Origin of the sequence: Leptospira andrefontaineae, assembly GCF_004770105.1 — a bacterium.
Taxonomy (GTDB): domain Bacteria; phylum Spirochaetota; class Leptospiria; order Leptospirales; family Leptospiraceae; genus Leptospira_B; species Leptospira_B andrefontaineae.
Map to the genome: position 1 here is coordinate 183,872 of NZ_RQEY01000026.1, position 15,329 is coordinate 199,200.

Annotated in this window: 15 protein-coding genes; 5 read left to right on the top strand and 10 right to left on the bottom strand. The window is 40.0% G+C overall.

Annotated elements, in window-relative coordinates:
• Positions 1-18: 18 nt before the first annotated feature.
• On the bottom strand, positions 19-1,470 hold the full coding sequence (locus tag EHO65_RS19360) for a flavin-containing monooxygenase (protein ID WP_135776184.1): 1,452 nt from the start codon (positions 1,468-1,470) through the stop codon (positions 19-21).
• Between the two features lie 230 nt (positions 1,471-1,700).
• On the opposite strand from EHO65_RS19360, the gene EHO65_RS19365 reads away from it, so the two are divergent.
• Positions 1,701-2,021: a DUF1330 domain-containing protein gene (locus tag EHO65_RS19365; protein ID WP_135776185.1), complete on the top strand. Its 321-nt coding sequence runs from the start codon at positions 1,701-1,703 to the stop codon at positions 2,019-2,021.
• A 135-nt stretch (positions 2,022-2,156) separates the two neighbouring features.
• Positions 2,157-2,699 carry a hypothetical protein gene (locus EHO65_RS19370; RefSeq protein WP_135776186.1) on the top strand — a complete coding sequence of 181 codons (543 nt, stop codon included), beginning with the start codon at positions 2,157-2,159 and terminating at the stop codon, positions 2,697-2,699.
• Here the strand turns inward: EHO65_RS19370 and EHO65_RS19375 are convergent.
• Positions 2,636-3,823, bottom strand: a complete 1,188-nt coding sequence (locus EHO65_RS19375) for a helix-turn-helix transcriptional regulator (protein ID WP_244243592.1) — start codon at positions 3,821-3,823, stop codon at positions 2,636-2,638. The two genes, EHO65_RS19370 and EHO65_RS19375, sit on opposite strands and share 64 nt — an antisense overlap.
• 142 nt (positions 3,824-3,965) lie before the next feature.
• Between EHO65_RS19375 and EHO65_RS19380 the strand changes: the two genes are divergently transcribed.
• Together EHO65_RS19380 and EHO65_RS19385 are read left to right on the top strand one after the other, a co-directional pair.
• On the top strand, positions 3,966-4,349 hold the full coding sequence (locus tag EHO65_RS19380; protein ID WP_135776187.1) for a TfoX/Sxy family protein: 384 nt from the start codon (positions 3,966-3,968) through the stop codon (positions 4,347-4,349).
• Between the two features lie 112 nt (positions 4,350-4,461).
• Positions 4,462-5,157: a FecR family protein gene (locus EHO65_RS19385; RefSeq protein ID WP_135776188.1), complete on the top strand. Its 696-nt coding sequence runs from the start codon at positions 4,462-4,464 to the stop codon at positions 5,155-5,157.
• On the opposite strand, the gene EHO65_RS19390 is transcribed toward EHO65_RS19385, so the two are convergent.
• Positions 5,158-6,006, bottom strand: a complete 849-nt coding sequence (locus tag EHO65_RS19390; RefSeq protein WP_135776189.1) for a tetratricopeptide repeat protein — start codon at positions 6,004-6,006, stop codon at positions 5,158-5,160.
• A 113-nt stretch (positions 6,007-6,119) separates the two neighbouring features.
• Here EHO65_RS19390 and EHO65_RS19395 point away from each other — a divergent pair, with 113 nt between their 5' ends.
• Positions 6,120-6,299, top strand: coding sequence for a hypothetical protein (locus EHO65_RS19395; protein ID WP_167482067.1), 180 nt, complete (start codon positions 6,120-6,122; stop codon positions 6,297-6,299).
• A gap of 65 nt (positions 6,300-6,364) precedes the next feature.
• On the opposite strand, the gene EHO65_RS19400 is transcribed toward EHO65_RS19395, so the two are convergent.
• The 7 genes from EHO65_RS19400 to EHO65_RS19430 all read right to left on the bottom strand — a co-directional run bounded on the left by EHO65_RS19400 (position 6,365) and on the right by EHO65_RS19430 (position 15,279).
• Positions 6,365-7,195, bottom strand: a complete 831-nt coding sequence (locus EHO65_RS19400; protein WP_135776191.1) for a crotonase/enoyl-CoA hydratase family protein — start codon at positions 7,193-7,195, stop codon at positions 6,365-6,367.
• Positions 7,196-7,238: 43 nt separating this feature from the next.
• A complete protein-coding gene (locus EHO65_RS19405; RefSeq protein ID WP_135776192.1) occupies positions 7,239-8,615 on the bottom strand; it encodes a histidine kinase dimerization/phosphoacceptor domain -containing protein in 1,377 nt (458 codons plus the stop codon).
• Positions 8,616-8,922: 307 nt separating this feature from the next.
• Positions 8,923-10,011, bottom strand: a complete 1,089-nt coding sequence (locus EHO65_RS19410; protein WP_135776229.1) for an alpha/beta hydrolase — start codon at positions 10,009-10,011, stop codon at positions 8,923-8,925.
• A 9-nt stretch (positions 10,012-10,020) separates the two neighbouring features.
• Positions 10,021-11,142, bottom strand: coding sequence for a peptidoglycan DD-metalloendopeptidase family protein (locus EHO65_RS19415; protein ID WP_135776193.1), 1,122 nt, complete (start codon positions 11,140-11,142; stop codon positions 10,021-10,023).
• Positions 11,143-11,234: 92 nt separating this feature from the next.
• Positions 11,235-11,645 (bottom strand): bactofilin family protein, encoded by a 411-nt coding sequence (locus EHO65_RS19420; protein WP_008593196.1) that lies wholly within the window; start codon positions 11,643-11,645, stop codon positions 11,235-11,237.
• Positions 11,646-11,718: 73 nt separating this feature from the next.
• The gene (locus EHO65_RS19425; RefSeq protein ID WP_135776194.1) at positions 11,719-14,193 is read right to left on the bottom strand and encodes a penicillin-binding protein 1A; all 2,475 of its coding nucleotides are present in this window, start codon (positions 14,191-14,193) and stop codon (positions 11,719-11,721) included.
• Between the two features lie 18 nt (positions 14,194-14,211).
• Positions 14,212-15,279: a zinc dependent phospholipase C family protein gene (locus EHO65_RS19430; protein WP_135776195.1), complete on the bottom strand. Its 1,068-nt coding sequence runs from the start codon at positions 15,277-15,279 to the stop codon at positions 14,212-14,214.
• Positions 15,280-15,329 lie beyond the last annotated feature (50 nt).

The following is a 15,329-nucleotide window of genomic DNA, read 5'->3' on the forward strand; positions in this document are numbered from 1 at the left end:
CTTCTTCCTATTTTGTGTTTATCCGAACGATAAGTTGGAATCGTTCACGTTTGCGAAATTTATATCGAATAGATCCATTAGGTAATTTTGATGGAACCTCCAAGGGCGATTCGCACCTCTTTGAGGGAATTGGTCTATCGCTCTTTGGATGTATCCTGAATTCAGATCAAGTATCGGTTCCTTCTCCATTTTTGTCGGATCACAAACCGGAACACATTGTTTGTAACCTTTCGATTGCATATGGTTTAAAAGTCTTGCTACATACGTAGAAGTTAGATCCGCTCTTAATGTCCAAGATGCATTTGTGTAACCTACACAGAATGCAAAATTAGGAACTCCACTTAACATTAATCCTTTGAATGTAAATTGTTTAGAAATATCTACTTCCTTACCGTCTACCTTCAGTTCGATCCCGCCGATTGCGAGTAATTCCAATCCTGTCGCAGTTACTATGATATCCGCTTCCAATTCTTTTCCGGATTTTAATTTAATTCCTTTGGATGTGAAAGTTTCAATATGATCTGTAACGATCGAGGCTTTACCTTTAGAAATTGATTTAAAAAGATCCGAGTCGGGAACCAGACATACCCTTTGGTCCCAAGGTTGGTAATTTGGTTTAAAGTGAGTATCTATATCGTAACCCTTAGGAAGAGATACTTTTAATCTTAATCTAATTAACCACTTCGCAAAGTTGGGAGATCTTTTGCAAACTTGGTAAAACCAAATTTGGATCAGAATATTTTTGATACGAGTGATATGATGAGCTAACTTCGCAGGTAGAATGAATCTTAAAAAATCCGCGACTATATCTTTGGACGGAAGACTTGTGATATAAGTCGGTGATCTTTGCAACATTGTAACATGTGCAGCATCATCCGCCATGGATGGAACTAATGTAACTGCAGTTGCGCCACTCCCGATCACCACAACCTTTTTGCCTTTGTAATTTAAATTCTCCGGCCAATGTTGTGGATGTATGATCTGGCCCTTAAAGTTTCTTAATCCCGGAAAGTTCGGAGTGAATCCTTTATCGTAATTATAATAACCGCTGCAGATATAAAGAAAGTCGGCTGTGTATGTGCGCTTTTCTTTTTTAGGACCTACTTCTACAGTCAAAGTCCAAAAGTTTTCCTTACTGGACCAAGAAGTTGACGTAACTCTATGTTCGAATCTGATATTACGATCTATTCCAAACTCAGATGCAGTCTCCCTCACATAATTTAGGATAGAAGGTCCGTCGGCGATCGCCTTCGCTTCTTTCCAAGGTCGGAAAGAATAACCCAAGGTAAACATATCTGAATCGGAACGAATTCCCGGATAACGAAATAAACTCCAGGTCCCGCCGATATCTGCTCTACTTTCTAAGATTGTATATTTTTTGCCTGGGCAAAGTTTTTGCAGATGATAGCCGGCACTGATCCCTGATAAACCCGCGCCCACAGTGATCACATCGAAATGTTCTTTTTGCATTTTTTCCTCAGTGGATACATTCTATCGGTCCCACTGAAAGAACCGATTACATCCAGCTTGTCTGCGATGGATTTTGCACTAAAACCGAGTAAGATTCGACTGATCTTATAATATCACTCCCAAAAATTCGTTCGAGATGATAAGAATATACCGGGTTTTCAGTAGTTTACGTGTCAAAGTAATCCCGAAAAGGCTTGCCTATATCTTAAAATCCAAGAATGGAGAAGGTTATGAAGTATTACTCTGTTGCGGAATTGAATATTACCAGTGCACGTTGGATCCCAGCCTATGTTCGTAATGTAACTAAGATGGTGGAAAAATTCGGGGGAAGATATCTTTCCAGGACTACAAATATGGAGAAAATGGAAGGAGACCGTAAACTTCCTCAGCTATTCTTGATCATCGAATGGCCGTCAAAAGAAGCGGTTCAAAACTTCTATAATTCTGAGGAATACAAACCTTTTCTGGAAAGTAGACTCAAAGGTTCCAACGGAGAATTCATTTTGGTCCCAGGTGAGGACGTGAATCAGCTTGCGAATGTTCCTGAGTGATAAAGATCCTACTCGGTTAAACGTTCTAAAACATTACATATGTAACAGCTCCAATCTAAATTCATTACGTTTGGGAAATTGACCGACTCATTTTGAAAAGTGTATCCTTTCTCCTATATATTTGATGGAGAAAATATGTTTAAAATTTATAAGATTCACGTTTCACTTCTTCTTATCCTTGCCTGTGTTTTGATAAGTTGTTCTGAAGAAAAGAAGAATGATCAGTCGCTATTGTCAATAGCTGTCTTGCAGGCGAGTCCAGGTAGTGGTGTGATCGGCGGAATAGAAGAACCAAATTTAGGAACGGCAACTTTGCTCCTCAATTTCGATACTTTTGAACTATTAAACCAGGAAGAATGTACGGATGGAGGGATAGGGATTATCATCAGTCGAAATGTAGGGCCTATTACTCCGATCTTAAATATTCATGAAGTAGACATGTCTAAAAACTCCGGAATCTTTTTAGAAGCTGGAGCACTTACAACCGGATCTCATATGGATTTGGATCATAGTGATGGAGAAACGTATGGGGTAGTAAACGATTGTCCTGCTTATGTAATGGAGAATACTCTTACAATTTATGACCTACAGGTACTAAATTGCCAAATTGCGGATCAATTTGGAGCGGGTGCGAATAAGAAGATGATGTCTTTCCGGGCTCGTTGTACTAAATCGTAAAAACAAACCTTCGTTTGTGTTCTACGAACGAAGGTTAATTTTTTTTCTATCTTTCTTTTAGTCAAAATTACAGTTAATCTTTGGAGCTGGTCTTTAGAACTGGACTTTGATTCAGGGAGAACTTTTGCATAAATATTTTTCAAATGATTTCTAAGAGTTCCATTCGAGACATTTAATACGAGCTGAATGAAAGATCTGCTATGTCCTTCATTCAATAATTCGCAAATACGGATCTCCTGTTTTGACAATCCATACTCTTCCAAGTTGAATTCTATTTTAGAAATTACATTTGCAGTTTTGTATAAATGAAATACTAAGAAGGATAAAAAACTACAGGCTGCCAAGGCTGCGATCGCAGTGATATAAACTTCTCTAAATTGGAGAGATTTAAAAACCGGCCAGAATAACATCCCGATCAGTATTCCCACTGCGATTGAGATCAAGATGTTTGCAGCGATCCTAAACAATCCAGGACTTCCTTGGTTGTATCGATTCAAATAAACAGAGAGGGTAACTGAAAGTGCCGCATCCGCTACCGGATGAAGAGGAGGTAATTCTATTCCATAAAGGGGTAAAAAGTTAGAGAATAAAGCCATCCACCAGAGTAAGAAAATCGTAATGAAGAATTTTTTCTCGAAGAATACATTCCATTTTACGGGTTTTAAGAAGAAGTAGATACAAATGCACATCCCAAGCACATGTACTCCGGCTCCGATCAAACCTCCGAATAAAGAAAGAAGAGGGCCATGACCAAAGTAGAAATGGCTAAACCCAACCACAAAGTAATTAGGTATAGAAGAGCATAAAAAGTCTGCGAGGATTGCAGTAATTAAGACAAACACAGTAAGTGGATTTAAGATCCTTCTTCCCGTACAAAAACCCGCCATACCAGCAAGGATAGGAGCCAAACTGAAAAAGGAATGGCATTGAAAGATCCACCAAGCAAGTCCCAGTTCATTGGAAGATGTGAGACACATTGCAGCAGTTGCCCCGTTTTGGATACCAACTGCAAGATAGAATACAGTCATGAGCCTATGGAAAGGATGATCTCTTCCGATATTCTCGATCAAACAGCTAAGGTTGGCGAGTGACGCCACCATCGGTACTATGAAAAAAATTTCCAAACGTATTCAGTCGTAATAAAGATTTAAGAAGAATTTACTTTTTGATCCGAGGACTAAATTTCATCTTCTTTTTATAAGTATAATAAATTTTTTCTTTATTAGGTTAATCATAGATGAATATTCTATCTTCTCAGGAAAGTATATGGCGATTAACGAAAAAACATCTGAACGTCTTCGAAAGGCTCTTACCAAACAGAAAGAAGTAGAGGAGAAAAAAATGTTTGGTGGCCTATGTTTCATGGTGAACGGAAAGATGTGCGTCTGTGTTAGAGATGAAGAGCTTATGTTTAGAATAGATCCCAAGGATTACGAATCAGTTTTAGAAAAGAAAAAAGCCAGACCGATGATCCATAATGGAAATCTGATGAAGGGATTTGTATTCGTAAAGGTAGAAGATGTGAAACCAGAGAAAGAGTTTGGATATTGGATTGGGCTTGCTTTGGATTATAATAAAACTGCGAAAGTGGCTAAGAAAAGTTTGAAAAGGAAGGTCCCAGCTCCCAAGAAAACTTCTAAGAAAAAATAGGCTCAGATAAGACTTTTATTTGCTCTTTTCTTCATTTAGAATAATTAAAAGACCTGCTTCTTTTCCAAAAATCGATTTACTTCCTTTAAAGGAACCTTCAAAATCGACGGCTATGAAAAAGTTATCAGTTCTATTTCTTCTAGGTTTAATAAGTGTTTTGTTTTCTTGCGGTAAAAAGGAAGCAGATTTAGGTAAGGGAGTGATCACGTTTGTTGTAGGGAACGTGACCTTGGAACGAGGTTCCGAAAAATCCAAGGTAGAAGTGAGTAAAGAGATCCAAAATGGTGACGTATTAGTTACCGATGAAGGAGCCACTGCAATGATTGCATTTGGAGAAAATGCTTCTTTGTTGGAGATCCAATCCGGTTCTAGATTCCGCTTTGATGATATAAAATCAGACAAAAAGTTTTTCCAAGAAAAGGGAAGATCTTGGCTTCTCTCGAATAAACTTGTAAAAGGCGAGGGGTTAAGCTTAGGAACTCCTACAACTACAGCAGGAGTTAGGGGGACAAAATTCTATACTACTGTCGTTGATGATGTGACTCTTATCTGTCATTGCCAGGGTAAGGTGGAACTGGAGAATAGTGCAGACCATTCGAAGATGATACCTACGTCCGATTATCTTACAGTTACCAAAGGAACAAAAACGATAGTGATCGATAAGGATGATCTATCAAAGATCGGGATCCCTTATGTTCATAATCATAGCGAATTGGATAACTCACCGGTCGGAGAAAAAAACAATCTGAAGCAGGAAGATTTCCTAAAGATCCAGGAACTTGCTAAGAAAAAATTAACAGAGAAGTAATTAGGCCTCGTCTATTTCAACATTCTCTAATGTGTCAAAAAAGCCGGTTTGCAAAAGTGGGCCGAAATCCACCATATCCTCTGCGGAAAGTTTAAGACCGTTTTCCATAGAGTAGGCCTGTAGCAGAGAAGCGCAGGCCAAGTGGCTTTCTTGTAATTGGGCATGAGCTCTTGCTTTTACAACGAGTATGTCCGCATCCGATTCTCCGAAATATTTGATATAAAGATCTATAAACTTAAGTGCGTTCTTATGATCCGAAACTTTCAGATAACACTGAGCAATCATATCATAGTGCAGGAAGGTTTCTTCTTCGTCCATTCTCATGGCGGTTTTTAAAGAAGCTAAGGCTGAGTTATAATCTCCTCTCTGATAATACAAATACCCGAGTTCGGACCAAATATCTTTTCGTTTGATCCCTCTTCCTCTAGAAAGTTTTTCCTGAGATAATGCCTGTTTTAATACTTGGATCGCCTCATTGGATCTATCCGTATCTTTTAACAAACTTGCAAGAGTTAGGTATAATTCCAATTGGTCAGGAAAAATCTCAATAGCAGAAGTAAGTAACTTTTTAGCGGATTTAAAATTGTGAACCTTGATCAGGTAATTCGCATAATACAGTCTACTTTCCGGATGAGTGGAAAAACGATCCTGCAATTCTTGGAAAAGATTCAAGGTTTCCCTGGTATTTCCAATATAATATTGGCACCAAGCCTGACGGTTTTTCACCTTCACGACTGTTTTGGGATTTTTGGTAAAATTCAGGGATTCTTTGTATAGGTTGAACGCCTTAGTAAATTCCCTCTGCCTTTCCCTATGGATGGCGCTTATGATCAGTTCCCGAAAACCCACGACTGGGACAGGCTAAAAAAATTCCTAAAATAATCAAGTTTTCCACAGATCAACCGATGATTGAAACGGGGGCAAAGGAAAGAAAAAATCCCCAGTCCATCGAGGTAAAGAAAATGGAAATCGGTAGCCAAACCAGCCAATCTCTCATGATCGAAAGAATCGCCAATCTGCCTAGAGAAATATTCCAGGCTCAGTCAGATATGAATTCTAAACTTTTGAAGCTGAACGTAGAGGCTCAAGTGAATGCCCAAGCTTCTGAAGGAAGATCCAGACTTTTGGATCTGTACGTTTAATTAGGATGCAGGAATTCCCCTAAACGAAACCATATCGTTTGTAGGAGTTCCCACATCCTCGCACACTAGGTTAGTTCTTTATTATATTCCGGCCTTTTTCTGTCTTTAAAGGCTTTCATCGCTTCTCTAAAATCTCTGGAATCCATAAAGCTGGAATTCCAAACCGCGACATAGTTCAAACCAACAGCTAACGGTTTCCCTTCGGAGTAGTTCATTACTTCCTTAGTACCTTCTACCACTATTCTTGGATTAGCAGCAATCTCGGATGCAGTTGCGATTGCACCTTCCAAAAGTTGGTCTTGGTCCTTGAACAATTTAGAGACAAGTCCCATTCTGAGCGCTTCTTCTCCGTCTATGTCCTTACCTGTGTAGGCGAGTTCTCTTGTGTTTCCTTGTCCTATGATAGAAGGAAGCCTGTTGATCGAACCCATGTCCGCAACGATTGCTACCTTTGCTTCTCTCAATGAGATACTTGCATCAAAGGTTGCATAACGAATATCACAAGCGGAGATCAGGTCGAGTCCACCACCGATACAATGTTTTTGGACCGCAGCAACGGAAGGTTTAGGAGAATCATAAACTGCGTTGATCCCTTTCTGCATTCTGAGGATTAACTCGTAGAATTTTTTACGATCATCACCATATGCGCCTTGTACTACTGATCCAAATTCTTGGAAGAATGAATCCAGGTCCAAACCTGTGGAAAATGATTTCCCTCTTGCAGCAACTACGAAGGATCTGATTTTTTGATTGGAGTTAATTTCGTGTACGACATCCGGAAGATCTCTCCAGAAACTCCAGTTCATCGCGTTTCTTTTGTCGGGACGGTTTAAGAAGACGATAGCTACTCCGTCTTCTCTCTCGACGATTTCAAAGAATTCAAAGTTTGTCTTCATCGGGATCAGAGTTATCCGATTCAGCCGACGAGTAAAACGTTTTTTAGGTCTCGTGTCTTGTGGGGAAGCTTAAGGTAACTTTGCAGCCGTTTTCGTTCTCAAGCTTAAGTTTTCCTCTTAGAAGTTTCACGAAAGAATCCACCAAAGAAAGTCCCAAAGAGCCTGAATTGCGCGTTTGGGCTATTGTATCATCAGATAGACCAACTCCATCGTCCTTGACTTCTAAGAAATATTGTTCGTCATTCAAACTAAAACGGATCAGTATAGAACCACTTTCTCTACCTTTGAATCCATGTTTGAACGAGTTAGTTAAAAGTTCGTTAATGATTAATGCGCAGTTCATTCCCATCTCACTTGGGATCTTTGGAGTTTGGATATCCAGCACTAGTTTGAACTTAGAACGATCTACTTTATATACTTCGAATAGAAGGTCGGTAAGTTTGCGAACATAAAGATCAAAACTGATGGACGATAGATCATGGTTTTCATAAAGCACTTCGTGCAGAAGTGCAACTGCTTGTATCCTATGCTGGCTATCCTTGAAAATATCCAAGGTCTCCTGGTCTTTCAGATTAGAGGCATTCATACTCAGCAAAGAAGAAATAACGGTAAGATTGTTTTTGATCCTATGATGGATCTCTTTTAGGTAAGACTGGTTGGTATTGTCCGATTCTCCCAATCTAAGAACAGTGATAGAACCGCTTGATTTTCCTTCCGTGTTTAGGATAGGAGAGATCTGGATGGAAACCGCCGTTTTATTTCCAATCCCATCGACTGCGAATATTCCATTTTTCTCAATCGTTTGGTTGGATATTAATACATCCGAAAGTGGAAGGGTATAAGAGGAAGAAGTAGAATCTTCTAATTTTAAGATCTTTGTTAAAGAAAGTCCTATGGATTCTGCGTAGCTTAGCCCCGCGATCTTCTCTGCTACTGGATTACAAAATAATACGAGGCCGTTTTCGTCAGTTGTGATGATCCCTGACTCCATTTGATTCAAAGTGGATTTTAGGGATTCTTCGTTTTTGCGATTTCTATGTTCCAGCTCGTTCTTATACAAAGCAACTTCGATAGAAGAGCGAAGTTGGTCCGATTCGAACGGTTTGACTATATAACCTAGGGGTTGAGTCCTTTTGGCTCTGTTCAGAGTATTCTCATCCGCATAAGCTGTAAGATAAATAACAGGTGTTTGGAATCTATTTCGGAGAAGTTCCGCAGTTTGTATCCCGTCCAGATTCCCTTCAATATTGATATCCATTAGGACCAGATCAGGGTGATTCTCTTCTGCCTTTTGGATGGCCTCCTCTCCGGAGGATGTGATACCCACAAGATCGTAACCTAATTTTTTAAGTTTCTGGCCCAAGTTGACTGCGACTATGATCTCATCTTCTACAACTAGGATCTTGGGTTTTGTGAGCATACTTCTAATCTACGAATAAAAGCGATTGTTTCAACCATATAAATGAAAAATGATTACTGAAAATATCTGCGGAAATATGGGCGAAAAATTAATGGAGATCTTTGCAACTAAAATCGAATATAAGTGAGATTTTTGTAAGGATTGTTTATTATCTTGTAATCTTTTTTGAAACAACCATTCGGATATAAAAACTTTTCTAATCCTTTCGGACTAAAATTGGAAATTTTTTGATATATCGTCTAACGTGTATTGTGTTGCAGATGTTCTGTCCCAGGGACAGGAGGATCGATTCCGGGTTTAGAAGGATTTAATTTCGGAGAATATAGTTTTCATTTCCGTAGGATTTACGGATGAATAACCTCTTCTCCGCGCCCAGACCCAAAAACAATTGGTATAGGTCTGTCAGTATAGGGCGGGAAGAATAATATCCGTGACCCAATGACAATAAAGACGCGTCGATCGGGTTCACATTGACCACATCCACACCTGGAAATTTGGAGCAGGCTCCTAATCTTCCTGTCTGGTGAATTTGGGCAGAGGCAAATAATGCGGAGTCTCCGGGAGAACAGTATAATGTAATTCTTTCCGAAGATTTTAACAGGCGGTCCAGGATGAGTATAAATTCTCCGGTATCATAATCAGGAGCATTCAAAACCAATTCTTTTAGAAAAGGACGATCTCCTAATTCTTTGGAAAGTTCAGAAATTGAATTTAGAGCTACCTGATGACCCATAGAATGAACCAGTAGGTGGATCTTTTTGTTGGTAGATACCATTCTTTTCAGAAAGTTTTTGAAAGAATCCCGGCTGCTTCTCGCAGAGACTAAATTTTTTTCATAGGTGTTTTTTAGGAAGAAGGTCCCGAGCATGGAGCCGTCTCCTCCTGCTGGCCAAGTATATAAAGCTACCTTGCCGGGAAATTTCAGATCATATTTGAGTTGAGCTGCTCTTAAAATAGCTTCTTCGAAGTTTACGTTAAATCCGTGAACGAATACGATCACTTCTTCGAAAGGATCTTCTTCTATTCTTTTCCACCAAAGTTTTTCCTGTTCCTCTTTGGTCGTTCCTTGGAATGCAACTCTATGTTCTAAAAATTGAAATGATTTCTCTTTATTTCCCAGGCCGAAGGGGAGGGAACCTATTTCTCTATCAGCGGGAACATTGACTAAACAAGAACCGGATTGGGTTCCCATATTCCCGAAATTCAGAAAATAAGAATTAGAACAAGCTACTTGTGATCCTGGATTGACCGCTCTGGAAGTATTAAAAAATACCTCGATCCCATGAGTGGAAGAATATTGGGAATTTGTCCTCTTGTCCAGATGTTCGGAAATAGAAGGTCCACAACCGCAATAAAGTACAAAGCTGAGAACAAGAAAAAAGAAAGTTTGAAACATCATAAAATCTTAATGGTTTGGTTTAGAGCCTCTTTTATAGCTGAGACCTTTTAGATATTTTCCGGGGTTTACCGATTTTCCTTTGTGGATTACTTCGAAATGTAAGTGAGGACCGAAACAATAGCCTGTACATCCTGAGGTTGCGATCTTTTTACCTGCGACCACATAATCCCCTCGTTTTACATTCAGTCTGGAATTGTGAGCGTATAATGTTTTGAAATCATCGTTATGTTCGATCACGATTGCGTTTCCGTAGCCACCCATCCATCCGGAGAATACTACCTTACCATTACGAGCTGCCATTACTGCTTCGTAGTTTGCTTTTAGATCCAATGCTTCGTGGAATTTATGTTGAGGGAAGGTTCTCCATCCGTAATTGGAAGTTACTACATGAGAAGTAACAGGAACTACCCATTTAGGAGCAGGATCTGGGATCACAGCACCTGGAAGAAAAACTTTTTGGCCTGGACGAAGGATATCCAGATCATCCAGTTTATTCTCTTCCAAAATTTCATCCAAGTTGACCTTGTAGAGAGAGGCTACCTTTGCGACCGTGTCACCGGCCTTGAATTTATATAATAGACCTTGTTTATTCGGGATTTGTAATATTTGTCCAGGATACAAAGTATCTTCCAAATTGATGCTGGAAGAACCTGCGATCGATTCCATGGAGACTTTATAACGAGTTGCGATCTCCGAAAGAGTTTCGTTCCTTTTAACTTTATAGGTAACTACCTTAAGTTGTTTCTTTTTATCGGAAGCGCTTTTGATCTCATTTGCCATTAGGATGGTGAGTTTTGCTTTTTCAGATTCTTCTAGAAACTTTTCGTCGCCTTTTTTGGCCTTTAAGTCTTCGGAATCGTTTTCAGTCACTTCGGTAGAAGCGGATTCCATAGAAGCATTAGATGGGCTCATCCAAATTCCTAAAAATAGGACCATAAAAATGACGGATGCCACAAGAGGAATAACGCGGAATTTACGTCTTCTGAAGTCTAGATTTCCGTGATATAAGTTTCCTTTAAAATAAAAGGAATAATGGAAATGGAAGGCGCCCAGGTAGATCAGGGTGAAATTATCTGTCCGGAGGATTTCTTTTCCTGCGGTCAATTGCCTGGGCTTCTTGAAGATCATACTATCAGTATCGGTAGATCGGGTGGAGAACCACCCGAGTTTTTGATTCGAACAAATCTAAGAGGTGGGAAAAAGAACTCGGGATTTAAGAGTTATTCTTCCTTTCCGTTGTCCAGTGTCCTTGTGCCGCCAAAAGATTCTTCCACGATCTTTTTAACGTCTTTCTTTTGGCCGCCAGTCACGGTAATATTACCTTTAGCTACCACACCTTTTGCCAGGGAAAGAGCAGGAGCGATAATATCCCCTAAGAGACGTCCAGTTTCTTCTAAGCGGACTTCTGTTTCCGCCTTAATGTTTCCGATCAAGGTTCCTGCTACAATCACTTCTCTTGCGGATATGTTAGTGCGGACCTTACCGGTTTCTCCAATAAATAATGCGTCGTCGGTTTTAATTTCCCCTTCGAATTTTCCGTCGATACGTAGGGAACCAGCGATATAGAATTTGCCCTCAAATATGGAACCCGGGCCGATTACGCTGTTATTATTATCCTTACCGATGGCCATCTGTTACTCCTGACTGCTGATTCATCTATTTGGTGGGCGGTTCCGAAATCGACAACTCTTTTTGTATTAGAACTTACCGGATTACGTCTTCATCGCCTTCGAAGAGATTCGGTTTTTTCTTTTTAGTCGTTCCCGGGTCTGTAGTATGGGTAGGAGTCGGATCCGGTTCTGTCATTCCACGATGGTCTTCGCAAACTTCTTTTGGGACTGTGTCCTTATCGAATACTTCTTCTTCCGTTTGGTAACAATGAGAACCAGGAAGTTTTCCGGAGATAGAACAGATGGTCCTTCGCACAATTTTTGCGTCTCCGAAATCGAATGATCTCGATTTTTCGTGAGAGAGAGCATTCGCCATAAATCTTCCCCAGATAGGAGCGGCAACAACTGCACCTGACATTCCGCGGCCGAGTGAAAGTGTTCCAGTATCGTATCCCACCCAAACGACCGCTACAAGTTCGGGAGTATATCCTGCGAACCATGCGTCTCTGAAATTATTTGTGGTTCCTGTTTTTCCAGCGGCAGGACGAGTGAGTCCGTAAGATCTGGCTCCTGTTCCGGTTCCTTTTTTAATCACATCTTCCATCATGGAGGTGATCACGTAACTTGTTTCAGGAGAGAGTAATCTTTTTCTTTCTTTGGATTCGAATTCTTTTCTGAAATCTTTGATCAGATTTCCTTGTTCGTCTTCCACATATAAAACGCTAAGAGGAAAAACTTGTTTTCCTCCGGAAGCAAAAACTGCGTAGGATCTTGCGAGTTCATACGGAGAAACTTCAAAACTTCCTAATGCGATTGAAAAGTCTCTTGGAAGATTTCTATTTTCTACCTGTAAAAGTTTTTCTAGTCTTGGTAGAAGATTATTTAAACCTGTATGTTCCAATAATCGAACTGCAACACTATTTCTGGAAAGTTCTAGTGCTTCTCTTAAACGAATGAATCCGGAATATTCTCCAGAATAATTGCTTGGGTTCCATTCATCTCCATCTTCCAGAACGTATTGAAGCGGAGAATCATCGAATAGAGAAGCAGCAGTAACATTCTTCTTATCATCCGGATGTTCATGATAGTATTCCATCGCAGAAGCATACACTAAAGGTTTGAATGCCGAACCTGGTTGTCTGTATGCTTGGAATGCGCGGATCTGTTGGTTATCCGATCTGAATCCGGAACCTCCTACCATCGCTGTGATATAACCTGTATCCGGACGAATGGAGATTAACGCACCTTCTACAGGAAGTAAATGATCTTCTGTTGCTTGGGTTTTATAATTCCAGTCGATTGCTTCTCCCAACATCTCCGTGCCCGAGATCAAATTTAAGAAGGATAGGTCGTCTCTGAATTCTTCCTGCCAAGCCCTATTGAATGTTCTGTAAGAACGGGAGATCTTAAATTTGAATTCGGGAAGATCATGAAGTTCGGCTAAAAGTTTATAGGTAGAACCGTAAGAATCTTCGAATGAGTCAATTTTAGTAAAGGCCCTCTGGTTGGACAATTGTGTCTGCTGTTTCAAACCTGCAGCCATAGCCTTTTCTGCTTGGGATTGGTGCTGAATATTTAGGGTAGTATAGATCTTTAAACCGCCCTCATATATCTGTTGGGAAGGGATATAACGAGCCAGGTTCTTACGCACATATTCCGTAAAATAAGGGAATTTATTAAGACGATCGGAGAATGCGGAATCGTTAGGGGAACGATTTAAGGTTATATAATATTCGGAGAATGCTTCGAATTCTCTCTCCGCAGTCTCTACATCTAGGATCCCGTTTTCTACCAGTTTTTTGAATACAACTCTTACCTTAGAAGCCGACGTATTGGGATTTACTAAGGGAGAAAATTCCTTTGGTCTTGTGGTTAAACTTGCGAGAAGTGCAGCTTCTCCCCAGCTTAGATCTTTGATATCTTTTCTAAAATAGAATTTTGCCGCGGCTCCGACACCGATTGTTCCATGACCGAGTGGGATCTCGTTTAGATAGATCCCTATTAAGGTTTTCTTATCGAATACCAATTCAAGAAGAAGTGCAAGCCAAGCTTCTCTTGCTTTACGCAAAAAAGATCTTTCTGTGTTTAAGAATTTTAATCTCGCAACCTGTTGGGTGATCGTAGATGCACCTTCTTTCACTCTTCCCGCAAGAAGGTTGACCATGGTTGCTCTGAAAATCCCGCGAAGATCCAGACCTTTATGAGATCTGAAATTATTATCTTCCGTAGAAACAAAACAACGGATGACCTTATTGTCTTCGAAACCACCTGGAAGATCTTCGTCAGTGATCACTACTCTCGAAAATCTATAGAACTCCGCGATAGGTTCGTATTTCCCTTCCGTATTGAGCCCAAAGAGTAGGGAAGGTTTTTCGTAACGGTCCGCCTTAGGGACCTGCCAAATATCTTTGATAGAGAATACGAATAAAAATCCGTTTAAGAAGATAAGTCCCAAAACAAGATAGATTAGTTTACGGACAGGATCGGAAGAATCCAAACGGGATTGGACCCTGTCCCTAAAAATTACTACGAAATATCTTGTGAAAAAATCTACGGGTTCGTGTTTCATTTGGTTTATTTCTGCTTTTTATAAAGGCGAAAATTGGCGCATCTTATCAATGCCGTGGAATCTAAGTCCTGTATCCAAGTTATATCCCTGGTATTCTTTGATCATAGAAGAACGAGAAGTTTTGTCGTGAACATAACCCCAAGCATTTGTAACTGCATCTTTTGCAGAGTCACATGCTTTGTTGATCAACTCCACGAAAGAATCATTACGGATCAAGTTCGGGTCTGCAGGATAAGACCATTCTCTTTTTTCTTCGTTCATGATCCTTTTATCTATATGTTCCTTTAGAGGAAGCATTAGAACGGAAGAATTTACTTTATGCAATGTGATCTTATCTAAAAAGCTGAGGGCCGCTCTTATTATCTTACTTCTGGAATCCAAGTATCTATGAAAATACAAATAACCTAAGAAAGATTCGTTTAGGATATCTCCAGGAATGATCTTTTCTTCGGAGCCAATATACTTTTCTTTAAATTCTTTCGGGAAGGTTGCTTTTAAACCTTTTAGCCAAAAGTTCCAAAGCATAGGATCCATTTTTTTCTTCCCGTCTTTTCCTTTGAAGATCACATCCACATGTTGCACAAAATCATATGCTTTAGGAGTCATTCCCCATCTGAAATCCAGAAGCCAAGAATCCAAAGCGAACTCTACTCTCATATGATTGTATTGGGCTTTGGAGCTGATCTGTTTATCCGGACTATAATAATCTCCGGAAATAAAAAAGATATAAGGATGAGTAACGATATCCACAGCGCAGTGAATAATATAACCTAAAGTGAATGCTAGAAAACGATCTCTATAAATCCCTTCCTCAACAGTGAGGACACCATCTAAAAAGTTGAGGATCAATTCCAAAACGTTTTCGTGATGGCTTAAGTCTCCCCATGGAAGCGCTTTCTTGGTCCGAACGGGAGAAAGAACATGATAAAAATAAAAAATGTCAGGAGCGATCGCACCTATATTGGCAAACTTACGGGTGCCTTCTTCTCTTAAAAGTTTTGCGATCTTCCTTTGTTCTGCAGTTCCGTGATCCAGATGTTTGCAGACTTGGGAAAGAGCTTCGAGATGAGTGATTTTGCCTGCCATATCGGAATTTTGCCTTTGAAAAAACCCGGACCGCTCTAAAAGATGGCCTA

Coding starts and splice junctions, on each gene's coding strand:
- EHO65_RS19360 (WP_135776184.1), bottom strand. CDS start 1,470: ATGCAAAAAGAACATTTCGATGTGATCACTGTGGGCGCGGGTTTATCA.
- EHO65_RS19365 (WP_135776185.1), top strand. CDS start 1,701: ATGAAGTATTACTCTGTTGCGGAATTGAATATTACCAGTGCACGTTGG.
- EHO65_RS19370 (WP_135776186.1), top strand. CDS start 2,157: ATGTTTAAAATTTATAAGATTCACGTTTCACTTCTTCTTATCCTTGCC.
- EHO65_RS19380 (WP_135776187.1), top strand. CDS start 3,966: ATGGCGATTAACGAAAAAACATCTGAACGTCTTCGAAAGGCTCTTACC.
- EHO65_RS19385 (WP_135776188.1), top strand. CDS start 4,462: ATGAAAAAGTTATCAGTTCTATTTCTTCTAGGTTTAATAAGTGTTTTG.
- EHO65_RS19395 (WP_167482067.1), top strand. CDS start 6,120: ATGGAAATCGGTAGCCAAACCAGCCAATCTCTCATGATCGAAAGAATC.
- EHO65_RS19400 (WP_135776191.1), bottom strand. CDS start 7,195: ATGAAGACAAACTTTGAATTCTTTGAAATCGTCGAGAGAGAAGACGGA.
- EHO65_RS19405 (WP_135776192.1), bottom strand. CDS start 8,615: ATGCTCACAAAACCCAAGATCCTAGTTGTAGAAGATGAGATCATAGTC.
- EHO65_RS19410 (WP_135776229.1), bottom strand. CDS start 10,011: ATGTTTCAAACTTTCTTTTTTCTTGTTCTCAGCTTTGTACTTTATTGC.
- EHO65_RS19415 (WP_135776193.1), bottom strand. CDS start 11,142: ATGATCTTCAAGAAGCCCAGGCAATTGACCGCAGGAAAAGAAATCCTC.
- EHO65_RS19420 (WP_008593196.1), bottom strand. CDS start 11,645: ATGGCCATCGGTAAGGATAATAATAACAGCGTAATCGGCCCGGGTTCC.
- EHO65_RS19425 (WP_135776194.1), bottom strand. CDS start 14,193: ATGAAACACGAACCCGTAGATTTTTTCACAAGATATTTCGTAGTAATT.
- EHO65_RS19430 (WP_135776195.1), bottom strand. CDS start 15,279: ATGGCAGGCAAAATCACTCATCTCGAAGCTCTTTCCCAAGTCTGCAAA.